Here is a 17,110-nt window from a genome sequence, read left to right on the forward strand (position 1 = left end):
GTGATCCGGTTCTGACATTCGTGTGAGATCTTTTGCAGGCACTTTTACGAATGTCAGAACCAAAGGATCACTGGAATCATAGTTTACTGGCGTCCTTTCGAATCCGGCATTCGCACCGAAGTTGCTGCAGAATGAAGCGAATGCCGGATTCGGGACACCAGTGAAAAAGAGGCAGATCCGGGATCAACCCGGACCTGGAGTTGTGTTCAACGGAGGAAATCATGCGACCAGCTACAAAGAGAAATCGTCTTCTGACGATGGCAAGTGCAGTGGCATTGATGGCGGCATCGGCGGTGGTCAGCGGACCTGCTTTCGCCGATGAAGCGGCGGCAAAGAAGTGGATCGATGCCGAGTTCCAGCCTTCGACCCTGTCGAAGGACGACCAGATGAAAGAGATGCAGTGGTTCATCAAGGCTGCTGAACCCTTCAAGGGCATGGAGATCAACGTCGTGTCGGAAACGATCACGACGCATGAGTATGAGGCCGGAACACTGGCCAAGGCCTTCTCCGAGATTACCGGCATCAAGCTCAAGCACGACCTCATCCAGGAAGGCGACGTGGTCGAAAAGATCCAGACCCAGATGCAGTCGGGCAAAAACGTCTATGACGGCTGGATCAACGACAGCGACCTGATCGGAACGCATTTCCGCTATGGGCAGGCCATCGCGCTGTCGGATTACATGGCGGGCGAAGGCAAGGACGTGACGTCGCCGACCCTGGATATCAATGACTTTATCGGACGCTCGTTCACGACCGCGCCCGACAAGAAGCTGTATCAGCTGCCTGACCAGCAGTTCGCGAACCTGTACTGGTTCCGGTACGACTGGTTCACCAATCCGGACTACAAGGCGAAGTTCAAGGCCAAATATGGCTACGAACTCGGCGTGCCGGTGAACTGGTCCGCCTATGAAGACATCGCGGACTTCTTCACCAACGACATCAAGGAAATCAACGGCGTCAAGGTCTATGGTCACATGGACTACGGCAAGAAGGATCCGTCGCTCGGCTGGCGGTTCACCGACGCCTGGCTTTCGATGGCGGGCAACGGCGACAGGGGCATTCCGAACGGCCTTCCTGTCGACGAGTGGGGCATCCGCATGGAAGGCTGCCGTCCGGTCGGCTCATCGGTTGAACGCGGCGGTGACACCAACGGACCTGCGTCGGTCTATTCGATCGTGAAATATCTCGACTGGCTGAAGAAGTATGCCCCGCCGCAGGCGCAAGGCATGACTTTCTCCGAGTCGGGCCCGGTGCCGGCGCAGGGCGCTATCGCCCAGCAGATGTTCTGGTACACGGCGTTCACTGCGGACATGGTCAAGCCCGGCCTGCCGGTGATGAACGCGGACGGTACGCCGAAGTGGCGTATGGCTCCTTCGCCGAAGGGTGCCTACTGGAAGGAAGGCATGAAGCTCGGGTATCAGGACGTGGGCTCGGGTACGCTGCTCAAGTCGACGCCGCCGGATCGCCGCAAGGCAGCCTGGCTCTATCTGCAGTTCATCACTTCGAAGTCGGTGTCGCTGAAGAAGAGCCACGTCGGTCTCACCTTCATTCGTGAATCCGACATCTGGGACAAGTCGTTCACCGAACGGGCGCCGAAGCTCGGCGGTCTGATCGAATTCTACCGCTCGCCTGCGCGCGTGCAGTGGTCTCCGACCGGAAACAACATCCCGGATTATCCGAAGCTGGCCCAGCTCTGGTGGCAGAACATCGGCGATGCCTCGTCCGGTGCGAAGACCGCGCAGGCTGCGATGGATTCGCTGGCTGCGGCCCAGGACTCGGTGCTTGAACGCCTCGAGAAATCGGGCGTGCAGGGCGCCTGCGGCCCGAAGCTCAACAAGAAAGAAACGGCCGAGTTCTGGTTCGCGAAGTCTGAGAAGGACGGCAACGTCGCGCCTCAGCGCAAACTGGCGAACGAAAAGCCAAAGGGCGAAACCGTCGACTACGACACGCTGATCAAGTCGTGGCCGGCATCGCCGCCGAAGCGCGCCGAGGCGAAATAAGCGGCATCGAACAGATCAATATGACAAAGGCCGGGAGCGATCCCGGCCTTCTTCTTTTGATGCAGCGCACTCTGTCGGGTGTTGTTGACAGGCCGTCGCTGTTTGGCTGTACTTCACGCACTGATGACTCCAAGATTTTCTGAATTCAGGAGCAAGGAGATCCAGCGGGCGGCACAGGGCCACAACGAGGCTGCGCATTTTCAAGGCAGCCGTTGGCTGTTGCCGAAACTGTTCAAGCAAAAACGCATAGCTAATCGACACAAGATATGAGCGAGGCGATCGGTAGGATCGCGACGTGACCAAGGCGATCGTTAGAATCGCGGCACGTTGGGGGAGGGATACCTGGAATGCTGGACTTCGTTCAGCAGTTGGTGAGCGGTATTGCGCTCGGCTGTGTTTATGGCCTGATCGCACTTGGCTTTGTCCTTGTTTACAAAGCCACCGAGGTCGTCAACTTCGCGCAAGGCGATCTGATGATGCTGGGCGGGTTCTTCGCCTTCACCTTCATCAGTCTGCTTGGCTTCAACTACTGGCTTGGATTTGTCGCGGCGGTCGGCGCCATGGCGCTGTTCGGCATGCTGGCCGAACGCCTCGTGGTGCGGCCGATCCTCGGCTATCCGCAGTTTTCCATCATCATGGCGACCATCGGGCTCGGCTTTTTCCTGCGCTCGGTCGCCGGAATGGTCTGGGGCACCGACGATCTCAAGATCGAAACGCCGTTCAGCCAGGGTGTGCTGCGGCTGGGGAGCCTGGTGCTGGCCTATGACAAGCTCTCGGTAATTGCCGCGACGATCATCCTCTGCGGCGTCCTGTATCTGTTTTTCAACAAGACCACGCTCGGCACCGCGATGCGTGCCAGTTCCGAGAACATGCTCGCGGCCTACTACATGGGCATTCCCGTCAAGCGCGTGGTGTCGATCGTCTGGGCGATCAGTGCCGCCGTCGCGACCTGCGCCGGCGTCCTGCTGGCGCCGATCACCTTCGTCCACTCCAACGTCGGCCTTGTGCTGGGACTGAAGGCATTCCCCGCGGCTGTGCTGGGTGGATTCGGGTCGATCCCGGGGGCTGTGGTCGGCGGAATCCTGATCGGCGTGATCGAAAGCATGGCCGGCTTTTATCTGCCTCAGGGATGGAAGGATGTCGCGCCCTACATCGTGCTGCTCGCGGTGCTGCTGCTGAAACCCGAAGGCATCTTCGGGCTTCACACGCGCAAGAAAGTCTGAGGGGCGCCGATGCGGTTTCTTTTCAAGACAGATTATAACGACGACATCCGGCTGATCCCGCATAGCGGATACATCTGGTCCTACGGCGCGCTGCTGGTGCTGCTGGTGATCGCGCCGTTCGTTCTGAGCAGCTATCTCGTCAGCCAGCTTGTCTTCGTCTGCATCTATGCCATCGTCGGCGTCGGGCTGATGATCCTGACAGGATTCACCGGGCAGGCCTCGCTGGGACACGCGGCGTTCCTTGCCATCGGTGCCTATACCGCCGCCTATCTTCAGCAGATGGGCGTACCCTTCATCGTCTACTTTCTGGCAGCGGGCGTGCTGACCGGATTGATCGGCGCGATGGTTGGATTTCCGGCGTTGCGGTTGCAGGGCATCTATCTTGTCATCGCCACCATCTCGTTCGCGCTGATCGTCGAAGAGATTCTGGCGCGCTGGGAGAGCGTCACGCACGGCAACGACGGCATGCGCGTCCGTGCGATCCAGATGCTCGGCGGCAGCATCACGCGCGACAGCCCGACCTTCTATTATATGTGCCTCGGTCTCTTGATCCTGGTCATTGTCGGCACGCTCAACCTGATGCGCTCGCCGACCGGGCGCGCGTTCGTCGCCATCCGTGACAGCGAGACGGCGGCCAAGAGCATGGGCATCAACGTCGCGCGCTACAAGGTGAAGTCGTTCGCCCTCAGCGCGGCGATCACCGGCCTCGCGGGCGTACTCTTTGCCCACAAGATGTCCTTCATCAGCCCGGAGATGTTCACACTCCAGCTATCCATCGAATTTATCATGGTGATCATCATCGGCGGCGTGATCAGCCTGCACGGCGCGGTACTCGGCGCGATCTTCATCGTCATGGTCGATCCGTTCCTGACCTTCCTGAAAGATGACATTCCGGGTGTAGTTGCGGGTCTTGCCGCCACGTTCGGCGCCGGCGTCGAGCAGGTGGCCAGCATCAAGAACAACGTCGCGGCGATCGCCTCGGCCAACGGCCTTAAGGGCGCGATCTACGGCCTGATCATCATGCTGTTCATCCTGTTCGAGCCCTACGGCATCTATGGCCGCTGGCTGAAGATCAAGCTCTTCTTCCAGCTCTTTCCGCTCTACAAGCGCGCGACCTTCAAGCGGCAGAAGATCTACGTCAAATCGGAGCGGAACCGATGAGCTGTTTCCGCGCCGAAAATCTCTCGCTTCATTTTGGCGGGCTGAAAGCGGTGGATTCCGTCAGCTTCGCGGTGGAGAAGGGTGAAATCCTTTCGATCATCGGTCCCAACGGGGCCGGCAAAAGCTCGATCTTCAACCTGATCTCGCGCCTCTATGAGCCGACTTCTGGCCGTCTCTATTTCGAGGATCAGGACATTACCGAGGAGCCCGCTTACGGTATCGCCAAGCTGGGCATCGCGCGCACCTTCCAGAACATCGAACTGTTCGAAAATGCCACCGTTCTCAGCAACCTTCTGGTCGGGCGGCACCGGCACTCCACCACCACCCTCTGGCAGGAGTTGCTATTCCTGCCGAACGTCCGCCGCGACGAAAAAGCGCATCGCCGCCGCGTCGAGCAGGTCATTGATTTCCTTGACCTTGCCGCCCATCGGGACAAGCTCATCTCCGGATTGCCCTATGGCGTACGCAAGGTGATCGAGCTGGCCCGCGCACTGTGCACGGAGCCGAAGCTGATCCTGCTCGACGAACCCTCGTCGGGCCTGAATGTGGAGGAGACCGACGACATGTCGTTCTGGATCCGCGACATGAAGACCGAGCTTGGCATCACCGTGTTGATGGTCGAGCACGACATGACACTGGTCAACCGCGTCTCCGACCGGGTGATCGCGCTGAACTACGGCAAAGTGCTGGCCATGGGCACGCCGGCCGAAGTGCAGGCGCATCCCGATGTCGTCGCAGCCTATCTCGGCACATGAGGACGATGTCATGAGCAGTCCCGACATCATTCTCAAGCTGAGCAACATCGAAAGTTTTTACGGGCCGATCATGGCGATCCGCGGCATCAGCCTCGAGGTGCCGCGCGGCAAGATCGTCACGTTGCTGGGCGCCAACGGCGCGGGCAAGACCACCGTGCTCAAGACGATTTCCGGCATTCTCGATCCGCAGAAAGGCTCCATCGAATTCAAGGGGCAGCCGATTCAGCGCATGGAGGCCGACAAGATCGTGCGGCTAGGCCTCAGTCATGTGCCCGAAGGCCGCGAGGTGTTCCCGTTCCTCAGCGTGCGTGAAAACCTGATGATGGGAGCATATCCGCGCAAGGATCACGACGGTGTCGCCGCCGATCTGGAGCGCGTCTACGGCTATTTTCCGCGCCTGCGCGAGCGCATCAACCAGCCTGCGGGGCAGCTTTCCGGCGGCGAACAGCAGATGCTGGCGATCGGCCGCGCGCTGATGAACCGCCCGGCACTGCTGCTGCTGGACGAGCCGTCACTCGGGCTGTCGCCTATTCTGGTGAAGGAAATTTTCACCATCATCAAGCGCGTCAACGCGGAGCAGGGCATGTCGATCCTGCTGGTCGAGCAGAACGCGAAGGTGGCGCTGGAGACCGCGGATTACGGATACGTGCTGGAAATCGGCCGTGTGGTGATGAACGACACCTGCGAGCGCCTGATGATGTCGCAGGATATTCAGGAGTTCTACCTCGGCGCCAAGGAAGACGGCGCGCGGGGCGAGCGGCGCTGGAAGAAGAAAAAGACCTGGCGGTAAGTAGCCGGCGATAAAAACAAGAACCTGGCGATAAGCCGGGCAACACAAGCAGGAGAAAAAGACCGGCGTTTCAAGCCGCGCGAGAGGAACGACATGAGGCCGCGTAGCCGCTGCGCGGATACGGCGGAAAGGGAGCGAGAAATGGCGAGACCCGCAGTGATCACCGTCGCGGACACGATCGCGAAGAGCTTTCTGCTCGCGGTTGAAACGCGCGGCGACAAGGCAGCGATCCGGGAAAAGCATCTCGGCGTCTGGCAGTCGACAAGCTGGCGTGAATGGCTCCAGACCGCAAGAGAGATCGCTTATGCGCTTCATGCGGTCAGCTTTAAGCCGGGCGACGTCGCTTCCATTGTCTCGAATGCGACGCCGCAATGGGTGTTCGCCGATATGGGCGTGCTCTGCGCGGGCGGCGTCTCGTCGGGCATCTACCCGACGGACTCGGCGACCCAGGTCGAATATCTCATCAATGACTCGCGGACGCGGGTGATCTTCGCTGAGGACGACGAGCAGCTCGACAAGGTGCTGTCGTGCCGCGCCCGCTGCCCGACGCTTGAGAAGATCGTCGTATTCGACATGGAGGGCCTCAGCGGCTTCAGCGATCCGATGGTGATGTCGCTTGACGAATTCATGGCGCTCGGGCGCAACCACATGAACGGCCGCGACGCGCTGTGGGACGAGATGATCGCCAGCCGCGGCACGAACGATCTGGCCATTCTCGTCTACACCTCGGGAACCACCGGGCCTCCGAAGGGCGCGATGCATTCCAATCGCAGCGTCACCCATCAGATGCGCTACGCCGATTACCTTCTGGTGCCGACGGATCATGAGGAGCGGCTGGTGTTCCTGCCGCTGTGCCATGTCGCCGAGCGGATCGGCGGCTACTATCTGTCCATCGCCGTTGGCTCCATAATGAATTTCGCGGAAAGTCCGGAAACCGTGCCGGACAATCTGCGCGAGGTGCAGCCGACCGCGTTTCTGGCGGTGCCGCGGATCTGGGAGAAATTCTACTCTGCCATCACGATTGCCCTGAAGGATGCAACGCCGCTCCAGCAGTGGATGTATCGCCAAGCGCTCGGCGTTGGCCAGCGTCTGACTGAGTACAGACTTGAGGGGGAAACGCCGCCGCTGTCGTTGCGGCTCGCGGGCAAGGCGGCCTACTGGCTGGTGTTCCGCAACATCCGCCGCATGCTCGGACTCGATCGCGTCCGCATCGCGTTCACGGGCGCCGCGCCGATCTCGCCCGATCTGATCCGCTGGTATCTCGCCATCGGCCTCGACATGCGCGAGGTCTATGGCCAGACCGAGAATTGTGGCGTGGCGACGCTGATGCCGAATGACCGCATCAAGCTCGGCTCGGTCGGAAAGGCGGCGCCTTGGGGCGAAGTCATGATCTGCCCGAAGGGGGAGATCCTCGTCAAAGGCGATTACCTGTTCATGGGCTATCTGAACCAGCCCGAAAAGACCGCCGAGACCATCGACGCCAAGGGCTGGCTGCACACCGGCGACGTCGGCACCATCGACAACGAAGGCTTCGTCAAGATCACCGACCGGATGAAGGACATCATCATCACGTCCGGCGGCAAGAACATCACGCCATCGGAAATCGAGAACCAGCTCAAGTTCTCGCCCTATATTTCGGACGCGGTGGTGATCGGCGACAAGCGGCCGTTCCTGACATGCCTGGTGATGATCGATCACGAGAACGTCGAGAAGTTCGCGCAGGACTACAACATTCCCTTCACGAACTATGCGAGCCTGTGCCGCGCGGCTGAAATCCAGGATCTCATCAAGCGCGAGATCGAGGTCGTTAACCAGAACTTCGCCCGCGTGGAAACCATCAAGAAATTCCACCTGATCGAGCGGCAACTGACGCCCGAAGACGAGGAATTGACACCGACCATGAAGCTGAAGCGGAGCTTCGTGAACAAATCCTACGCAGCCGAGATCGATGCAATGTACCGGGCGGGCGCCATGGCGTAAGCTCCCGGCGATATTGCGTCACAAGAAGCGCATTCCGCGGCCCGCAAAGGCCGCTCAGCGGCGAAGGTAACAAGGCCCGGCCTTCGCTGAATATGGGCCAACAGAGAGGAGACCGTTATGTCGAAATCGTTCAAGGCGTTTGGCCTTGCGGTGGGTGCGTTCGCGCTGACCCAGTCGCCGGCCTTCGCGCAGACCAAGGTGACCAACGAGGGCATCTCGCCGGCCGAGATCGTCATCGGCTCGCATCAGGATCTTTCGGGCCCCATCAAGGTCTGGGGCGTGCCGGTGTCCAACGGCATGAAGATGGCGGCCGATGAGATCAATGCCGCCGGCGGCATCAACGGGCGCAAGATCAAGCTGATCATCGAAGACAGCGGTTACGATCCGAAGCGCTCGGTGCTGGCCTCCCAGAAGCTGATCGAGAAGGACAAGATCTTCGCCATGGTCGGCCCGATGGGCTCGCCGACGGTGCTTGCCGCGCAGGACATCCTGTTCGACGCGGGCGTGCTGCAGCTCTTCCCGCTGACGGCGGCGGAGTTCACCTTCAAGTTCGATCCGGCGAAGCCGCAGGAGAGATTGAAGTTCAACAACATCCTGCCCTATGTCGAAAGCACGCGGGCGGCGGTGAAATACATGATCGAGACCAAGAAGTTCACCAAGCCCTGCATCATGCATCAGGACGACGAGTACGGCAAAAGTGTGCTCGATGGCTTCACCCAGCAGGCCACTGCGATGAAGCTGACGCCGGCCTCGGTCACGAGCTACAAGCGTGGCGCATCCGATTTCAGCGCGCAGGTCGCCAAGATGAAATCCGACGGCTGCGATCTTGTTGTGCTCGGAACGGTGATCCGCGAAACTATCGGCGCGATGGGCGAAGCCAAGAAGCTCGGCTGGGATGTGACGTTCCTCGGCGCGACGCCCACCAACGTGCTCGAAGTGCCCGCGCTCGGCAAGGATATGGTTGAAGGGCTCTATGCGGCGTCCGGGTTCGAAATTCCCTATGAGGACACCGCAAAGGGCAAGGTGAAGGACTGGCTTGTGAACTACAAAAAGGCGTTTGGTTCCGACGCCAATACGCAGGCGATCATCGGTTACAACGCGATGATGACCTTCGCCTACTACGCCAACAAGGCAGGCAAGGATCTGACCGGCGCCAAGATGCTGGCTTCGCTCGAGTCCGGTGACGTGTTCCAGGATATATTTAGTTCGCCGCCGACCAAATTCTCGAAAACGAACCACCTTGCCACCACGGTGACGCAGGTTCAGCAGGTCAAGAGCGGCCGCTGGGTTCTGGTGAAGGATGGCCTGATGTTCTGAGCGTTTCGTTCTGAGCGACATCGCGTGTGCGGGTTGCCCGCGCACGCGATTTTCTTTACGGTCCGGCTCCCAACCGAGAGCCGACATTCCATATGAGCATTGAAAGTCCGGTCAAGGCCAGCATCGCGCGCTGGTTTCCTGGAGCCACGGGTATCGATCGCCTGGCTCAGTTGTCCGGTGGCGCCAGCCAGGAAACCTGGTCGTTCGACGTCCTGCATCCATCCGGAAACATCGCCGTCATTCTGCGCCGCGCTCCGTCAGGCTATGGCGCTGCGCCGGGCCGTGCCGCTGGCCTCGAGGCCGAAGCGGTTCTGATGCAGCAGGCGTATGAAGCGGGGATACCGTCGCCGCGTGTGCGTTATGTTTTGCGCGCAGAAGACCAGCTTGGCAGCGGCTTCATCATGGACCGCGTCGACGGCGAGACCATCCCGCGCAAGATTCTGCGCGATGCTCAGTTCGCGCAGGCGCGCAATGTGCTGGCCAGCCAGCTCGGCAAGGTGATGGCCGAGATTCATGCACTTGACAAATCCCGGCTTCCAAAACTGCGGCTGATGACGGTCGCAGGCGAGATCGACGATCTCACAACAGAATACAAATCATTCGACTGGCCGCGTCCGGTGTTCGATCTGGCCCTGCGGTGGCTGCGCGACAACGCGCCCGCGCCGTCGGATGCCGTGATGCTGGTTCACGGCGATTTCCGCCACGGCAATCTCATTATCGGCCCCGAAGGTGTCCGCGCGGTGCTCGACTGGGAACTGGCGCATCTCGGTGACCCGATGGAAGATCTCGGCTGGATTTGCGTGAACTCGTGGCGGTTCGGCGAGATCGACAAGCCGGTCGGCGGTCTCGGCACGCGCGAGGATCTGTTCGCCGCGTATGAGGCGGCGTCAGGCCGCCCGGTGAATGTGCGGCGCGTCATGTTCTGGGAAACGCTCGGCACCTTGCGGTGGGGCATCATGTGTTGCGGCATGATGCAGCGGTTTCGCGCCGGTCCGGATCATTCGATGGAACGCGCCATGATCGGCCGCCGCGCCTCGGAAACCGAAATCGATCTGTTGCGGCTGCTGGCGCCGCGCGCATGATGCCGAAAAGTGCGAAGCGGTTTTCGGATAACATCATGCGCAATGGAGCATGACGCCGATGACAAAGGACATGTGAAATGCAGGATCAACCGACGCCGGTCGAACTGATCAACGCGGTCGCGGAGTTTCTTCGCGCAGATGTCGCGCCGCAATTGTCCGGCCACGCCGCATTCAAGCTGCGCGTGGGGCTCAACGCGCTCGATCTGGTCGTGCGACAGCTTACGCATGAAGCATCCGGCGATGCCGCCGAGGCCGAGCGGCTATCAAAGCTGCTCGGCGCGTCGGGCTCGCTGGAAGACCTCAACCGGCTGCTGTCAGCGCGTATCGCGAGCGGCGAGATGGGCTTCCAGACGCCGGGACTTACCGAACACGTCTGGCAGACCACGATGGACAAGCTGGCCATCGACCAGCCGAACTATGCGTCCTATCGCCGCGAGCGCGATACTTAGCTATCTGCCCTTCCACTGCGGCGGGCGTTTTTCCGCGAACGCCTTGGGACCTTCGATGTAATCCTCGGACGCGGCCAGCGCCTTGACGGCCGGATAGTCGAACTGTTCCGCCAGCGCCTGCTCCAGCGACACGCCGAGGCCGCGATGCATGGCCTGCTTCGAGGCGCGGATCGACATCGGGCCGTTCTGCAAAATGAGATTCGCCCAGCGCTCCGCACCCGCCAAAGCTTCGCCCTTCGGCACGACTTCGTTGACAAAGCCAAGTTCAAGTCCCTCGCGCGCGGGAACGTGGCGTCCGGTGAGGATCATGCCCATGGCGCGCTTGAGGCCGATCAGGCGCGGAAGGCGGTGCAACCCGCCGGCGAGCGCGGCGAGGCCGACACGCGGTTCCGGCAGTGCGAAGGTGGCGTTTTCTGCTGCGATGATGAGGTCGCACGCCAGCGCAATTTCGAAACCGCCGCCCATGGCGACGCCGTTGACGGCGGCGATGATCGGCTTGTCGCAATCGAAGCGGTGGGTCAGTCCGGCGAAGCCGCTGGTATCCCAGCCGCGCTGGCCGCCCTGGGCCTGCCATTTCAGGTCGTTGCCAGCGGAAAACGCCCGGTCACCTGCGCCCGTCACGATCGCGATCCATTGATCCGGATCCTTGTTGAACTCGTCGAAAACGCGATGCATTTCAAAGTGCATCGGGGAATGCACGGCGTTCATCACGTCGGGACGATTGAGTGTGACGATGGTGAGCGGACCTTTGCGGTCCACCTTGGCGAATTCATAGGCCATGAGCGATTTCCTTACGCTGCGTTGCAACACTTGAGCGATGTTGTCGTGCCTTAATTAGACAGCAAAGAAGCCGCTTCACAAATTAATTAAGCGCTTGACTAACGCCCTCAGCCTTATCTTAATTCCCACCCATCGTCGGCTCTCGCGAGCACCGTGGCGAAAACAAAAAACCAAGTCCGGGGATGCTGGGAGTCGCGCGTTGGATTTTTCGCTGCCTGACGATTTGACCGCCTATTTGTCCGAGCTCGATCGTTTCATCGATCAGAAAATCAAGCCGCTCGAGCAGCGCGACGACAACATCCGTTTCTTCGATCATCGCCGCGAGTGGGCGCGGACGGATTTCGACAAGGGCGGCCTTCCTCGCCACGAATGGGAAGACCTGCTGCGTCAGGCGAAAAATCTTGCCGATGAAGCCGGGCATCTGCGGTTTGCTATTCCTTCGCGCTACGGCGGCAAGGACGGTTCGAATCTCTGGATGGCGGTGATCCGCGAGCATTTCGCCGCCAAGGGTCTTGGCCTGCACAACGATTTGCAGAACGAACATTCGATCGTCGGGAACTTTCCGCTCGTTACCATGCTGGATCGCTATGGCCGCGACGACCAGAAGGCGATGATCGAAGGTTCCCTTACCGGAAAATACCGCATTACTTTCGGTCTCACCGAACCCGACCATGGGTCAGACGCCACCCACATGGAAACGCGCGCTGTTCAGGCCACGCGTGATGGCGTCAGCGGGTGGGTCATCAACGGCGAGAAGATGTGGACGACCGGCATGCATGTCGCCACCCACTGCGCGACGTTCGTGCGGACATCGGGCAACGACGGCGATGCGCGGGGCATCACATGTTTTCTCGTGCCGGCAAACGCCAAGGGCGTGAAGGTCGAGGAATATCTGTGGACCTTCAACATGCCGACCGATCATCCACGTGTCAGCTTCACGGATGTGTTCGTGCCGGACGATGCGCTGTTCGGCGAGGTCGGGCGCGGGCTGTCGCTGGCGCAATGCTTCGTGCATGAGAACCGGATTCGTCAGGCTGCCAGTTCGCTTGGGGCGGCCGTCTATTGCATCAACGAGAGCGTGCATTACGCGCGCGAGCGCAAGCCGTTCGGTCACGCGCTGGCCGAGAACCAGGCGATCCAGTGGCCGCTGGTGGAACTTGCGACCCAGGCCGAGATGCTGCGGCTCCTGATCCGCAAGACGGCGTGGGAAATGGACCGCATGACCCAGCCTGAGGTCGAGCAGCGGCTCTCCGACAAGGTGTCGATGTGCAATTTCTGGGCGAATCGGCTGTGCTGCGAAGCGGCGGACCGCGCGATGCAGGTGCACGGCGGCATGGGCTACTCGCGGCACAAGCCGTTCGAGCACATCTACCGCCATCACCGGCGCTATCGCATCACCGAGGGCAGCGAGGAAATCCAGAAGCGCAAGGTCGCTGGATTCCTGTTCGGCTACATGGGTGCGGGAAAATTAGAGACGACGGAGAAGAGCCGCTAATTCAGGTTTCACAAGAGGCGAACAATCGTCCGTGGAAAAAATGTTTCTGGAGGAAACGATGCGCAGGTGTACGTCTGGCCGGTCCGACCGGTTCATGCTGATCAGTTCGGAGCGGGTGTTTTACGCCGGGCTGCACGGCAAGCCATCAGTGCGCACGCTCGGCGCGCTCGCGGTCTGTGTGCCCTTGCATGGGACAGCGCGTCTCGAAATCGAGGGACAGCCGCCGCGCGTTAGCGAAATCCTCGCCGTTCCCGCCTACCTGCCGCACAAGATCACGTCGGAGTCCCGCGAAATTCTCGGACTTCTGATCGAGCCCGAGTCGGTCTGCGATGAAGATCTCGCGGAGATCCTTCGCCAATGCGACGATCCGGCGGCGGCGAGCCATCTCGCGGCCCGGTTTCGCGAGATCTATGCGACCATGGCGCTGAGCGGCACGAGCGGTTTCACGTCGGCCGATTTCGACCAGATATTTCTCCAGCGCCGCCTGAAGCAGCGGGAACTGGATACGCGCATATCGACCGTCGTGTCGCGTTTTCAGGCCAAGCCGTCGAGCAGTATTTCGGGTGACGATTGCGCCAGCGGCGTCAAGCTGTCGCTGTCGCGCTTCCTGCATCTGTTCAAGGACGAGACCAGCATGAACTTCAAGACTTTCCGCGCCTGGAAGCGCGCGCGGAATATCCTGCATCACGTCAATGTCGAGCGAAATCTCGCGCATTTCGCGCTCGATGCCGGCTATCCGGACTCGACGCATTTCAGCCACTCGCTGCGCCGTATTTACGGGCTGCAGCCGAGTGCGCTGTTTTCCGGCTCGCGGCGCCTGCAGATCATCAACGGCAGGGATGTTGCGAGCGACGCAACGGGAATGCGGGCTTAAGTAGCAGCAGGGACTCTTGGCGCGACGCCTTGTTCGGCGCCGGCTTTGTCCTGCGCCGCGATCGCCTTGCGGAATCCCTCGCGCTGCTTGAGCCGCTCCCAATAGGCTGCGACAGCCGGCGTGAACTGTGCGGACAGTCCGTTGGACTGCGCGAACATCAGCGCATAGCCGACTGAGATGTCCGCTGCGGTGAAGCGGCCCGCGCAAACCGTCTCCGATTCGGACACCGCGGTTTCGAGCGAGCGCAGCCGCGCCAGAAACCAGCGCGCGTAGTCGGTGGCGGCCTGCGGATTTCTGCGTTCCTCCGGCTCAAGCTGCGCATAGCGGAAATAGATGGTCTGCGGGAACGTCAGCGTCGCTTCGCCGAAGAACAGCCAGTTCAGATATGCGCCATAGGCGGGTTCATCGACAGTGACGTTGAGGGGCGTGGGGCCGTATTTTGTCACGAGATAATGGCAGATCGCGGAGGACTCGGTCATCCGGGTCTCGCCGTCGATCAGCAGCGGAATCGTGCCGAGCGGGTTCAACTCAAGATACTCACGCTTCAGGAAACGCGGCGGGAACGGCAGCATTTTCAGGTCGTAGGGAATACCGACTTCTTCCAGCGTCCAGAGCGGACGGAAGGAGCGCGCGCTGGCGCAGTGAAATAGCGTGAGCATATTGAACTCGTCCTTGCTTCTCGATGTTATACAGCGCGGATCGTTGATTGACGCAAGCGCTTACTGCTCCGGCAAGGTACCCATGTATTTACACAGCACGCTGAGCATCACTTCGTCCGCGCCGCCGCCGATCGAGGTCAGCCGCCGGTCACGGTAGGCACGGCTGACGCGGGTCTCGTTCATGAAGCCCATGCCGCCCCAGTATTGCAGGCAGGCGTCGGGAATCTCTCGCCCGAGGCGACCGGCCTTCAGTTTTCCCATGGTCGCCAGCGGGGTCACGTCGTTGCCGTTGATGTATTCCTCGCAGGCGCGATAGAGCAGGGAACGCAGCAGTTCGACTTCCGTTTTCAGTTCGGCGAGGCGGAAGTGGATCACCTGATTATCGAGCAGCGGTTTTCCGAACGCCTTGCGGGCGCGGGTATATTCGATGGTTTCGTCGATGGTCTTTTCGTGAGACTTCAGGCATGCGGCCACCGCCCACAGCCGCTCCTCCTGAAATTGCAGCATCTGGTAGGTGAAGCCCTTGCCTTCCTCGCCGATGCGGTTGCGCTTGGGCACGCGCACGTCGGTGAACTTGATTTCAGCCGTGTCCGAGCAATGCATGCCGAGTTTGTCCAGCTTGCGCAGAATCTCGACGCCCTTGGTCTTCATCGGCAGGCAGATCAGTGATTTGTTGCGGTGAACCGGCCCTTCGCCAGTGTTGGCCAGGAGGCACATCCAGTCAGCCTGCGTGCCGTTGGTGATCCACATCTTGCCGCCGTTGATGACGTAGTCGTCGCCGTCGGAGCGGGCCGTGGTCTTGATTGAGGCCACGTCCGATCCGGCGCCCGGTTCGGAGACACCGATGCAGGCGACGTAATCGCCTGCGATAGACGGCGCGAGAAACTCGCGCTTCATCTCGTCCGACCCGAACCGCGCCAGCGCCGGCGTCGCCATGTCGGTCTGCACGCCGATCGACATGCCGACGCCGCCGGCATTGATGGCGCCGAGTTCCTCCGCCATCACCATGCCGTAGCTGTAGTCGAGACCGGCGCCGCCGTATTCCACGGGCTTGCACAGGCCGAGCAGGCCGAGGTCGCCCATCTTCTTGAACACCTGATGCGCCGGATAGATCTCGTCGCGCTCCCATTCATCGACAAACGGGTTGATCTCGTTCTTGATGAACTGCTGCATGGTGCGGCGGATGGCGTCGTGCTCTTGCGTAAACTGCATTGCGTTTCCTGATGTTTTTTTATGTTTCTCAGAGACCCATCTGGCGGCTCGCCAGATCTTTCATGATTTCCTCGGTGCCGCCGCCGATGGCGTTGACCTTCGCCTCGCGGTAGATGCGCTCGACCTTCGGCCCGCGCATGAAGCCCGCGCCGCCGAAAATCTGCACGGCTTCGGACGCACAGAAGGCCATGGTCTGCGTCGCCTGGTTTTTGCACATGCAGACTTCGGCGACGGGATTGTCGCCTTGCTCCAGCCGCCAGATCAGCATTTCCAGCATCGCCTGTGTTGCCGCCACGCGCTGCGCCATGTCCACGATCTTGTGGCGGATCACCTGATGATCGGCGAGGCGCTTGCCGAAGGTCTTGCGTTCGCGGGCATAGGCGATGGCTTCCTCGACGCAGACCCGCGCGAAGCCGGTACAACCGGCCGCAAGGCCAAGCCGCTCGCTGTTGAAGTTCTTCATGATCAGCTTGAAGCCCGCGTTCTCGGTGCCGATCAGGTTGCCCGCAGGCACGCGGCAGTCGTCGAAATAGAGCGTCGCGGTATCGGAGGCCCACCAGCCCATTTTCTTGAGCGGAGTGCGTGAGAAGCCCGGCGTATCGCGTTCGATCAAAAGGAGGCTGACGCCGCTGGCGCCGTCGCCGCCGGTGCGCACCGCCACGGTGTAGTAATCCGCGCGCATGCCGGAGGTGATGAAGGTCTTCTCACCCCTGACCACATAGTGGTCGCCGTCGCGCCGCGCGGTGGTGCGCAGATTGGCGACGTCCGATCCGCCGCCGGGTTCGGTGATCGCCAGCGCGGAAATCTTCCGGCCTGCAAGAATGTCCGGCAGCACGCGCGCCTTCAACTCATCCGACCCGCCGTAGACGATGGGTGGCGCGCCGATGGTATGGCTTTTCAGGCTCGCGCTGATGCCGCCTGCGCCGGCGCGGGCCAGCTCCTGCGCTGCGATCATCGACATGAAGCGGTCGCAGGGCACGCCGCCATATTCTTCCGGGAAACCGAGCTGAAGCAGGCCGATGGAGGCTGCTTTCAGGTAGAGCTCGCGCGGAAATTCGCCAGCCTCATCCCATTGCGCTGCAAAAGGCTCGATCTCCGTCGCCACGAAGCGCCGCAACATATCGCGGAACGCCAAATGTTCTGCGTTGAGAAAGGGGCTGACCGGTTCATCGGCGAACCGTTCCGGGGCGTTCATTGCGATCCTCCTTGGCAGGAGATTTATGGCCCGTTTGTGGGGTCAAGACTTGCGTTAAGCCGCCAAGTCTTCTGAAATTGTGCTTCCGGAAATTGTGGCAAGCCCAGCTAGTTTTCACAAGACGCTGGCGGTCCCGTC

At 60.8% G+C, this 17,110-nt stretch carries 16 protein-coding genes; 12 read left to right on the top strand and 4 right to left on the bottom strand.

Going from position 1 to position 17,110, the window contains the following annotated elements; genetic code table 11:
* Positions 1–221: 221 nt before the first annotated feature.
* The 10 genes from HNQ36_RS19975 to HNQ36_RS20020 all read left to right on the top strand — a co-directional run bounded on the left by HNQ36_RS19975 (position 222) and on the right by HNQ36_RS20020 (position 10,757).
* Positions 222–2,000 (top strand): ABC transporter substrate-binding protein, encoded by a 1,779-nt coding sequence (locus HNQ36_RS19975; protein ID WP_184087950.1) that lies wholly within the window; start codon positions 222–224, stop codon positions 1,998–2,000.
* Complete coding sequence (locus HNQ36_RS19980; RefSeq protein ID WP_184087952.1) at positions 1,961–2,143, top strand: hypothetical protein; 183 nt, start codon at positions 1,961–1,963, stop codon at positions 2,141–2,143. The genes HNQ36_RS19975 and HNQ36_RS19980 overlap by 40 nt, the downstream gene beginning before the upstream one ends.
* Before the next feature lie 204 nt (positions 2,144–2,347).
* Entirely contained in the window at positions 2,348–3,223 is an 876-nt protein-coding gene (locus HNQ36_RS19985; protein ID WP_046827203.1) for a branched-chain amino acid ABC transporter permease, read from the top strand.
* Positions 3,224–3,232: 9 nt separating this feature from the next.
* Complete coding sequence (locus HNQ36_RS19990; protein WP_184087954.1) at positions 3,233–4,384, top strand: branched-chain amino acid ABC transporter permease; 1,152 nt, start codon at positions 3,233–3,235, stop codon at positions 4,382–4,384.
* Positions 4,381–5,139, top strand: a complete 759-nt coding sequence (locus HNQ36_RS19995; protein ID WP_184087956.1) for an ABC transporter ATP-binding protein — start codon at positions 4,381–4,383, stop codon at positions 5,137–5,139. The genes HNQ36_RS19990 and HNQ36_RS19995 overlap by 4 nt, the downstream gene beginning before the upstream one ends.
* 10 nt (positions 5,140–5,149) lie before the next feature.
* Positions 5,150–5,929 carry an ABC transporter ATP-binding protein gene (locus HNQ36_RS20000; RefSeq protein WP_184087957.1) on the top strand — a complete coding sequence of 260 codons (780 nt, stop codon included), beginning with the start codon at positions 5,150–5,152 and terminating at the stop codon, positions 5,927–5,929.
* Between the two features lie 141 nt (positions 5,930–6,070).
* The gene (locus HNQ36_RS20005) at positions 6,071–7,909 is read left to right on the top strand and encodes an AMP-dependent synthetase/ligase (protein WP_184087959.1); all 1,839 of its coding nucleotides are present in this window, start codon (positions 6,071–6,073) and stop codon (positions 7,907–7,909) included.
* Positions 7,910–8,026: 117 nt separating this feature from the next.
* Positions 8,027–9,226 carry an ABC transporter substrate-binding protein gene (locus HNQ36_RS20010; protein WP_184087961.1) on the top strand — a complete coding sequence of 400 codons (1,200 nt, stop codon included), beginning with the start codon at positions 8,027–8,029 and terminating at the stop codon, positions 9,224–9,226.
* Between the two features lie 92 nt (positions 9,227–9,318).
* Positions 9,319–10,308, top strand: coding sequence for a phosphotransferase family protein (locus tag HNQ36_RS20015; protein ID WP_184087963.1), 990 nt, complete (start codon positions 9,319–9,321; stop codon positions 10,306–10,308).
* Positions 10,309–10,385: 77 nt separating this feature from the next.
* Positions 10,386–10,757 (top strand): DUF6285 domain-containing protein, encoded by a 372-nt coding sequence (locus tag HNQ36_RS20020; RefSeq protein ID WP_184087965.1) that lies wholly within the window; start codon positions 10,386–10,388, stop codon positions 10,755–10,757.
* On the opposite strand, the gene HNQ36_RS20025 is transcribed toward HNQ36_RS20020, so the two are convergent.
* Entirely contained in the window at positions 10,758–11,537 is a 780-nt protein-coding gene (locus tag HNQ36_RS20025) for an enoyl-CoA hydratase-related protein (protein ID WP_184087967.1), read from the bottom strand.
* A gap of 199 nt (positions 11,538–11,736) precedes the next feature.
* On the opposite strand from HNQ36_RS20025, the gene HNQ36_RS20030 reads away from it, so the two are divergent.
* Positions 11,737–13,032, top strand: a complete 1,296-nt coding sequence (locus HNQ36_RS20030; protein WP_184087970.1) for an acyl-CoA dehydrogenase family protein — start codon at positions 11,737–11,739, stop codon at positions 13,030–13,032.
* A 94-nt stretch (positions 13,033–13,126) separates the two neighbouring features.
* A complete protein-coding gene (locus tag HNQ36_RS20035; RefSeq protein ID WP_246395464.1) occupies positions 13,127–13,906 on the top strand; it encodes a helix-turn-helix domain-containing protein in 780 nt (259 codons plus the stop codon).
* Here the strand turns inward: HNQ36_RS20035 and HNQ36_RS20040 are convergent.
* The 3 genes from HNQ36_RS20040 to HNQ36_RS20050 are packed head-to-tail and all read right to left on the bottom strand — an operon-like array spanning position 13,903 to position 16,972.
* Positions 13,903–14,565: a glutathione S-transferase family protein gene (locus HNQ36_RS20040; RefSeq protein ID WP_184087974.1), complete on the bottom strand. Its 663-nt coding sequence runs from the start codon at positions 14,563–14,565 to the stop codon at positions 13,903–13,905. The two genes, HNQ36_RS20035 and HNQ36_RS20040, sit on opposite strands and share 4 nt — an antisense overlap.
* Before the next feature lie 60 nt (positions 14,566–14,625).
* The gene (locus tag HNQ36_RS20045) at positions 14,626–15,777 is read right to left on the bottom strand and encodes an acyl-CoA dehydrogenase family protein (RefSeq protein WP_184087976.1); all 1,152 of its coding nucleotides are present in this window, start codon (positions 15,775–15,777) and stop codon (positions 14,626–14,628) included.
* 28 nt (positions 15,778–15,805) lie between these two features.
* A complete protein-coding gene (locus HNQ36_RS20050; RefSeq protein WP_184087978.1) occupies positions 15,806–16,972 on the bottom strand; it encodes an acyl-CoA dehydrogenase family protein in 1,167 nt (388 codons plus the stop codon).
* Between the last annotated feature and the right edge of the window lie 138 nt (positions 16,973–17,110).

This window comes from Afipia massiliensis (assembly GCF_014203115.1).
GTDB classification, from domain to species: Bacteria; Pseudomonadota; Alphaproteobacteria; order Rhizobiales; family Xanthobacteraceae; genus Afipia; species Afipia massiliensis.

What these genes read in the sequence shown, in the direction of transcription:
- HNQ36_RS19975 (WP_184087950.1), top strand. Translation starts at nt 222, where the DNA reads ATGCGACCAGCTACAAAGAGAAATCGTCTTCTGACGATGGCAAGTGCA.
- HNQ36_RS19985 (WP_046827203.1), top strand. Translation starts at nt 2,348, where the DNA reads ATGCTGGACTTCGTTCAGCAGTTGGTGAGCGGTATTGCGCTCGGCTGT.
- HNQ36_RS19990 (WP_184087954.1), top strand. Translation starts at nt 3,233, where the DNA reads ATGCGGTTTCTTTTCAAGACAGATTATAACGACGACATCCGGCTGATC.
- HNQ36_RS19995 (WP_184087956.1), top strand. Translation starts at nt 4,381, where the DNA reads ATGAGCTGTTTCCGCGCCGAAAATCTCTCGCTTCATTTTGGCGGGCTG.
- HNQ36_RS20000 (WP_184087957.1), top strand. Translation starts at nt 5,150, where the DNA reads ATGAGCAGTCCCGACATCATTCTCAAGCTGAGCAACATCGAAAGTTTT.
- HNQ36_RS20005 (WP_184087959.1), top strand. Translation starts at nt 6,071, where the DNA reads ATGGCGAGACCCGCAGTGATCACCGTCGCGGACACGATCGCGAAGAGC.
- HNQ36_RS20010 (WP_184087961.1), top strand. Translation starts at nt 8,027, where the DNA reads ATGTCGAAATCGTTCAAGGCGTTTGGCCTTGCGGTGGGTGCGTTCGCG.
- HNQ36_RS20015 (WP_184087963.1), top strand. Translation starts at nt 9,319, where the DNA reads ATGAGCATTGAAAGTCCGGTCAAGGCCAGCATCGCGCGCTGGTTTCCT.
- HNQ36_RS20020 (WP_184087965.1), top strand. Translation starts at nt 10,386, where the DNA reads ATGCAGGATCAACCGACGCCGGTCGAACTGATCAACGCGGTCGCGGAG.
- HNQ36_RS20025 (WP_184087967.1), bottom strand. Translation starts at nt 11,537, where the DNA reads ATGGCCTATGAATTCGCCAAGGTGGACCGCAAAGGTCCGCTCACCATC.
- HNQ36_RS20035 (WP_246395464.1), top strand. Translation starts at nt 13,127, where the DNA reads ATGCTGATCAGTTCGGAGCGGGTGTTTTACGCCGGGCTGCACGGCAAG.
- HNQ36_RS20040 (WP_184087974.1), bottom strand. Translation starts at nt 14,565, where the DNA reads ATGCTCACGCTATTTCACTGCGCCAGCGCGCGCTCCTTCCGTCCGCTC.
- HNQ36_RS20045 (WP_184087976.1), bottom strand. Translation starts at nt 15,777, where the DNA reads ATGCAGTTTACGCAAGAGCACGACGCCATCCGCCGCACCATGCAGCAG.
- HNQ36_RS20050 (WP_184087978.1), bottom strand. Translation starts at nt 16,972, where the DNA reads ATGAACGCCCCGGAACGGTTCGCCGATGAACCGGTCAGCCCCTTTCTC.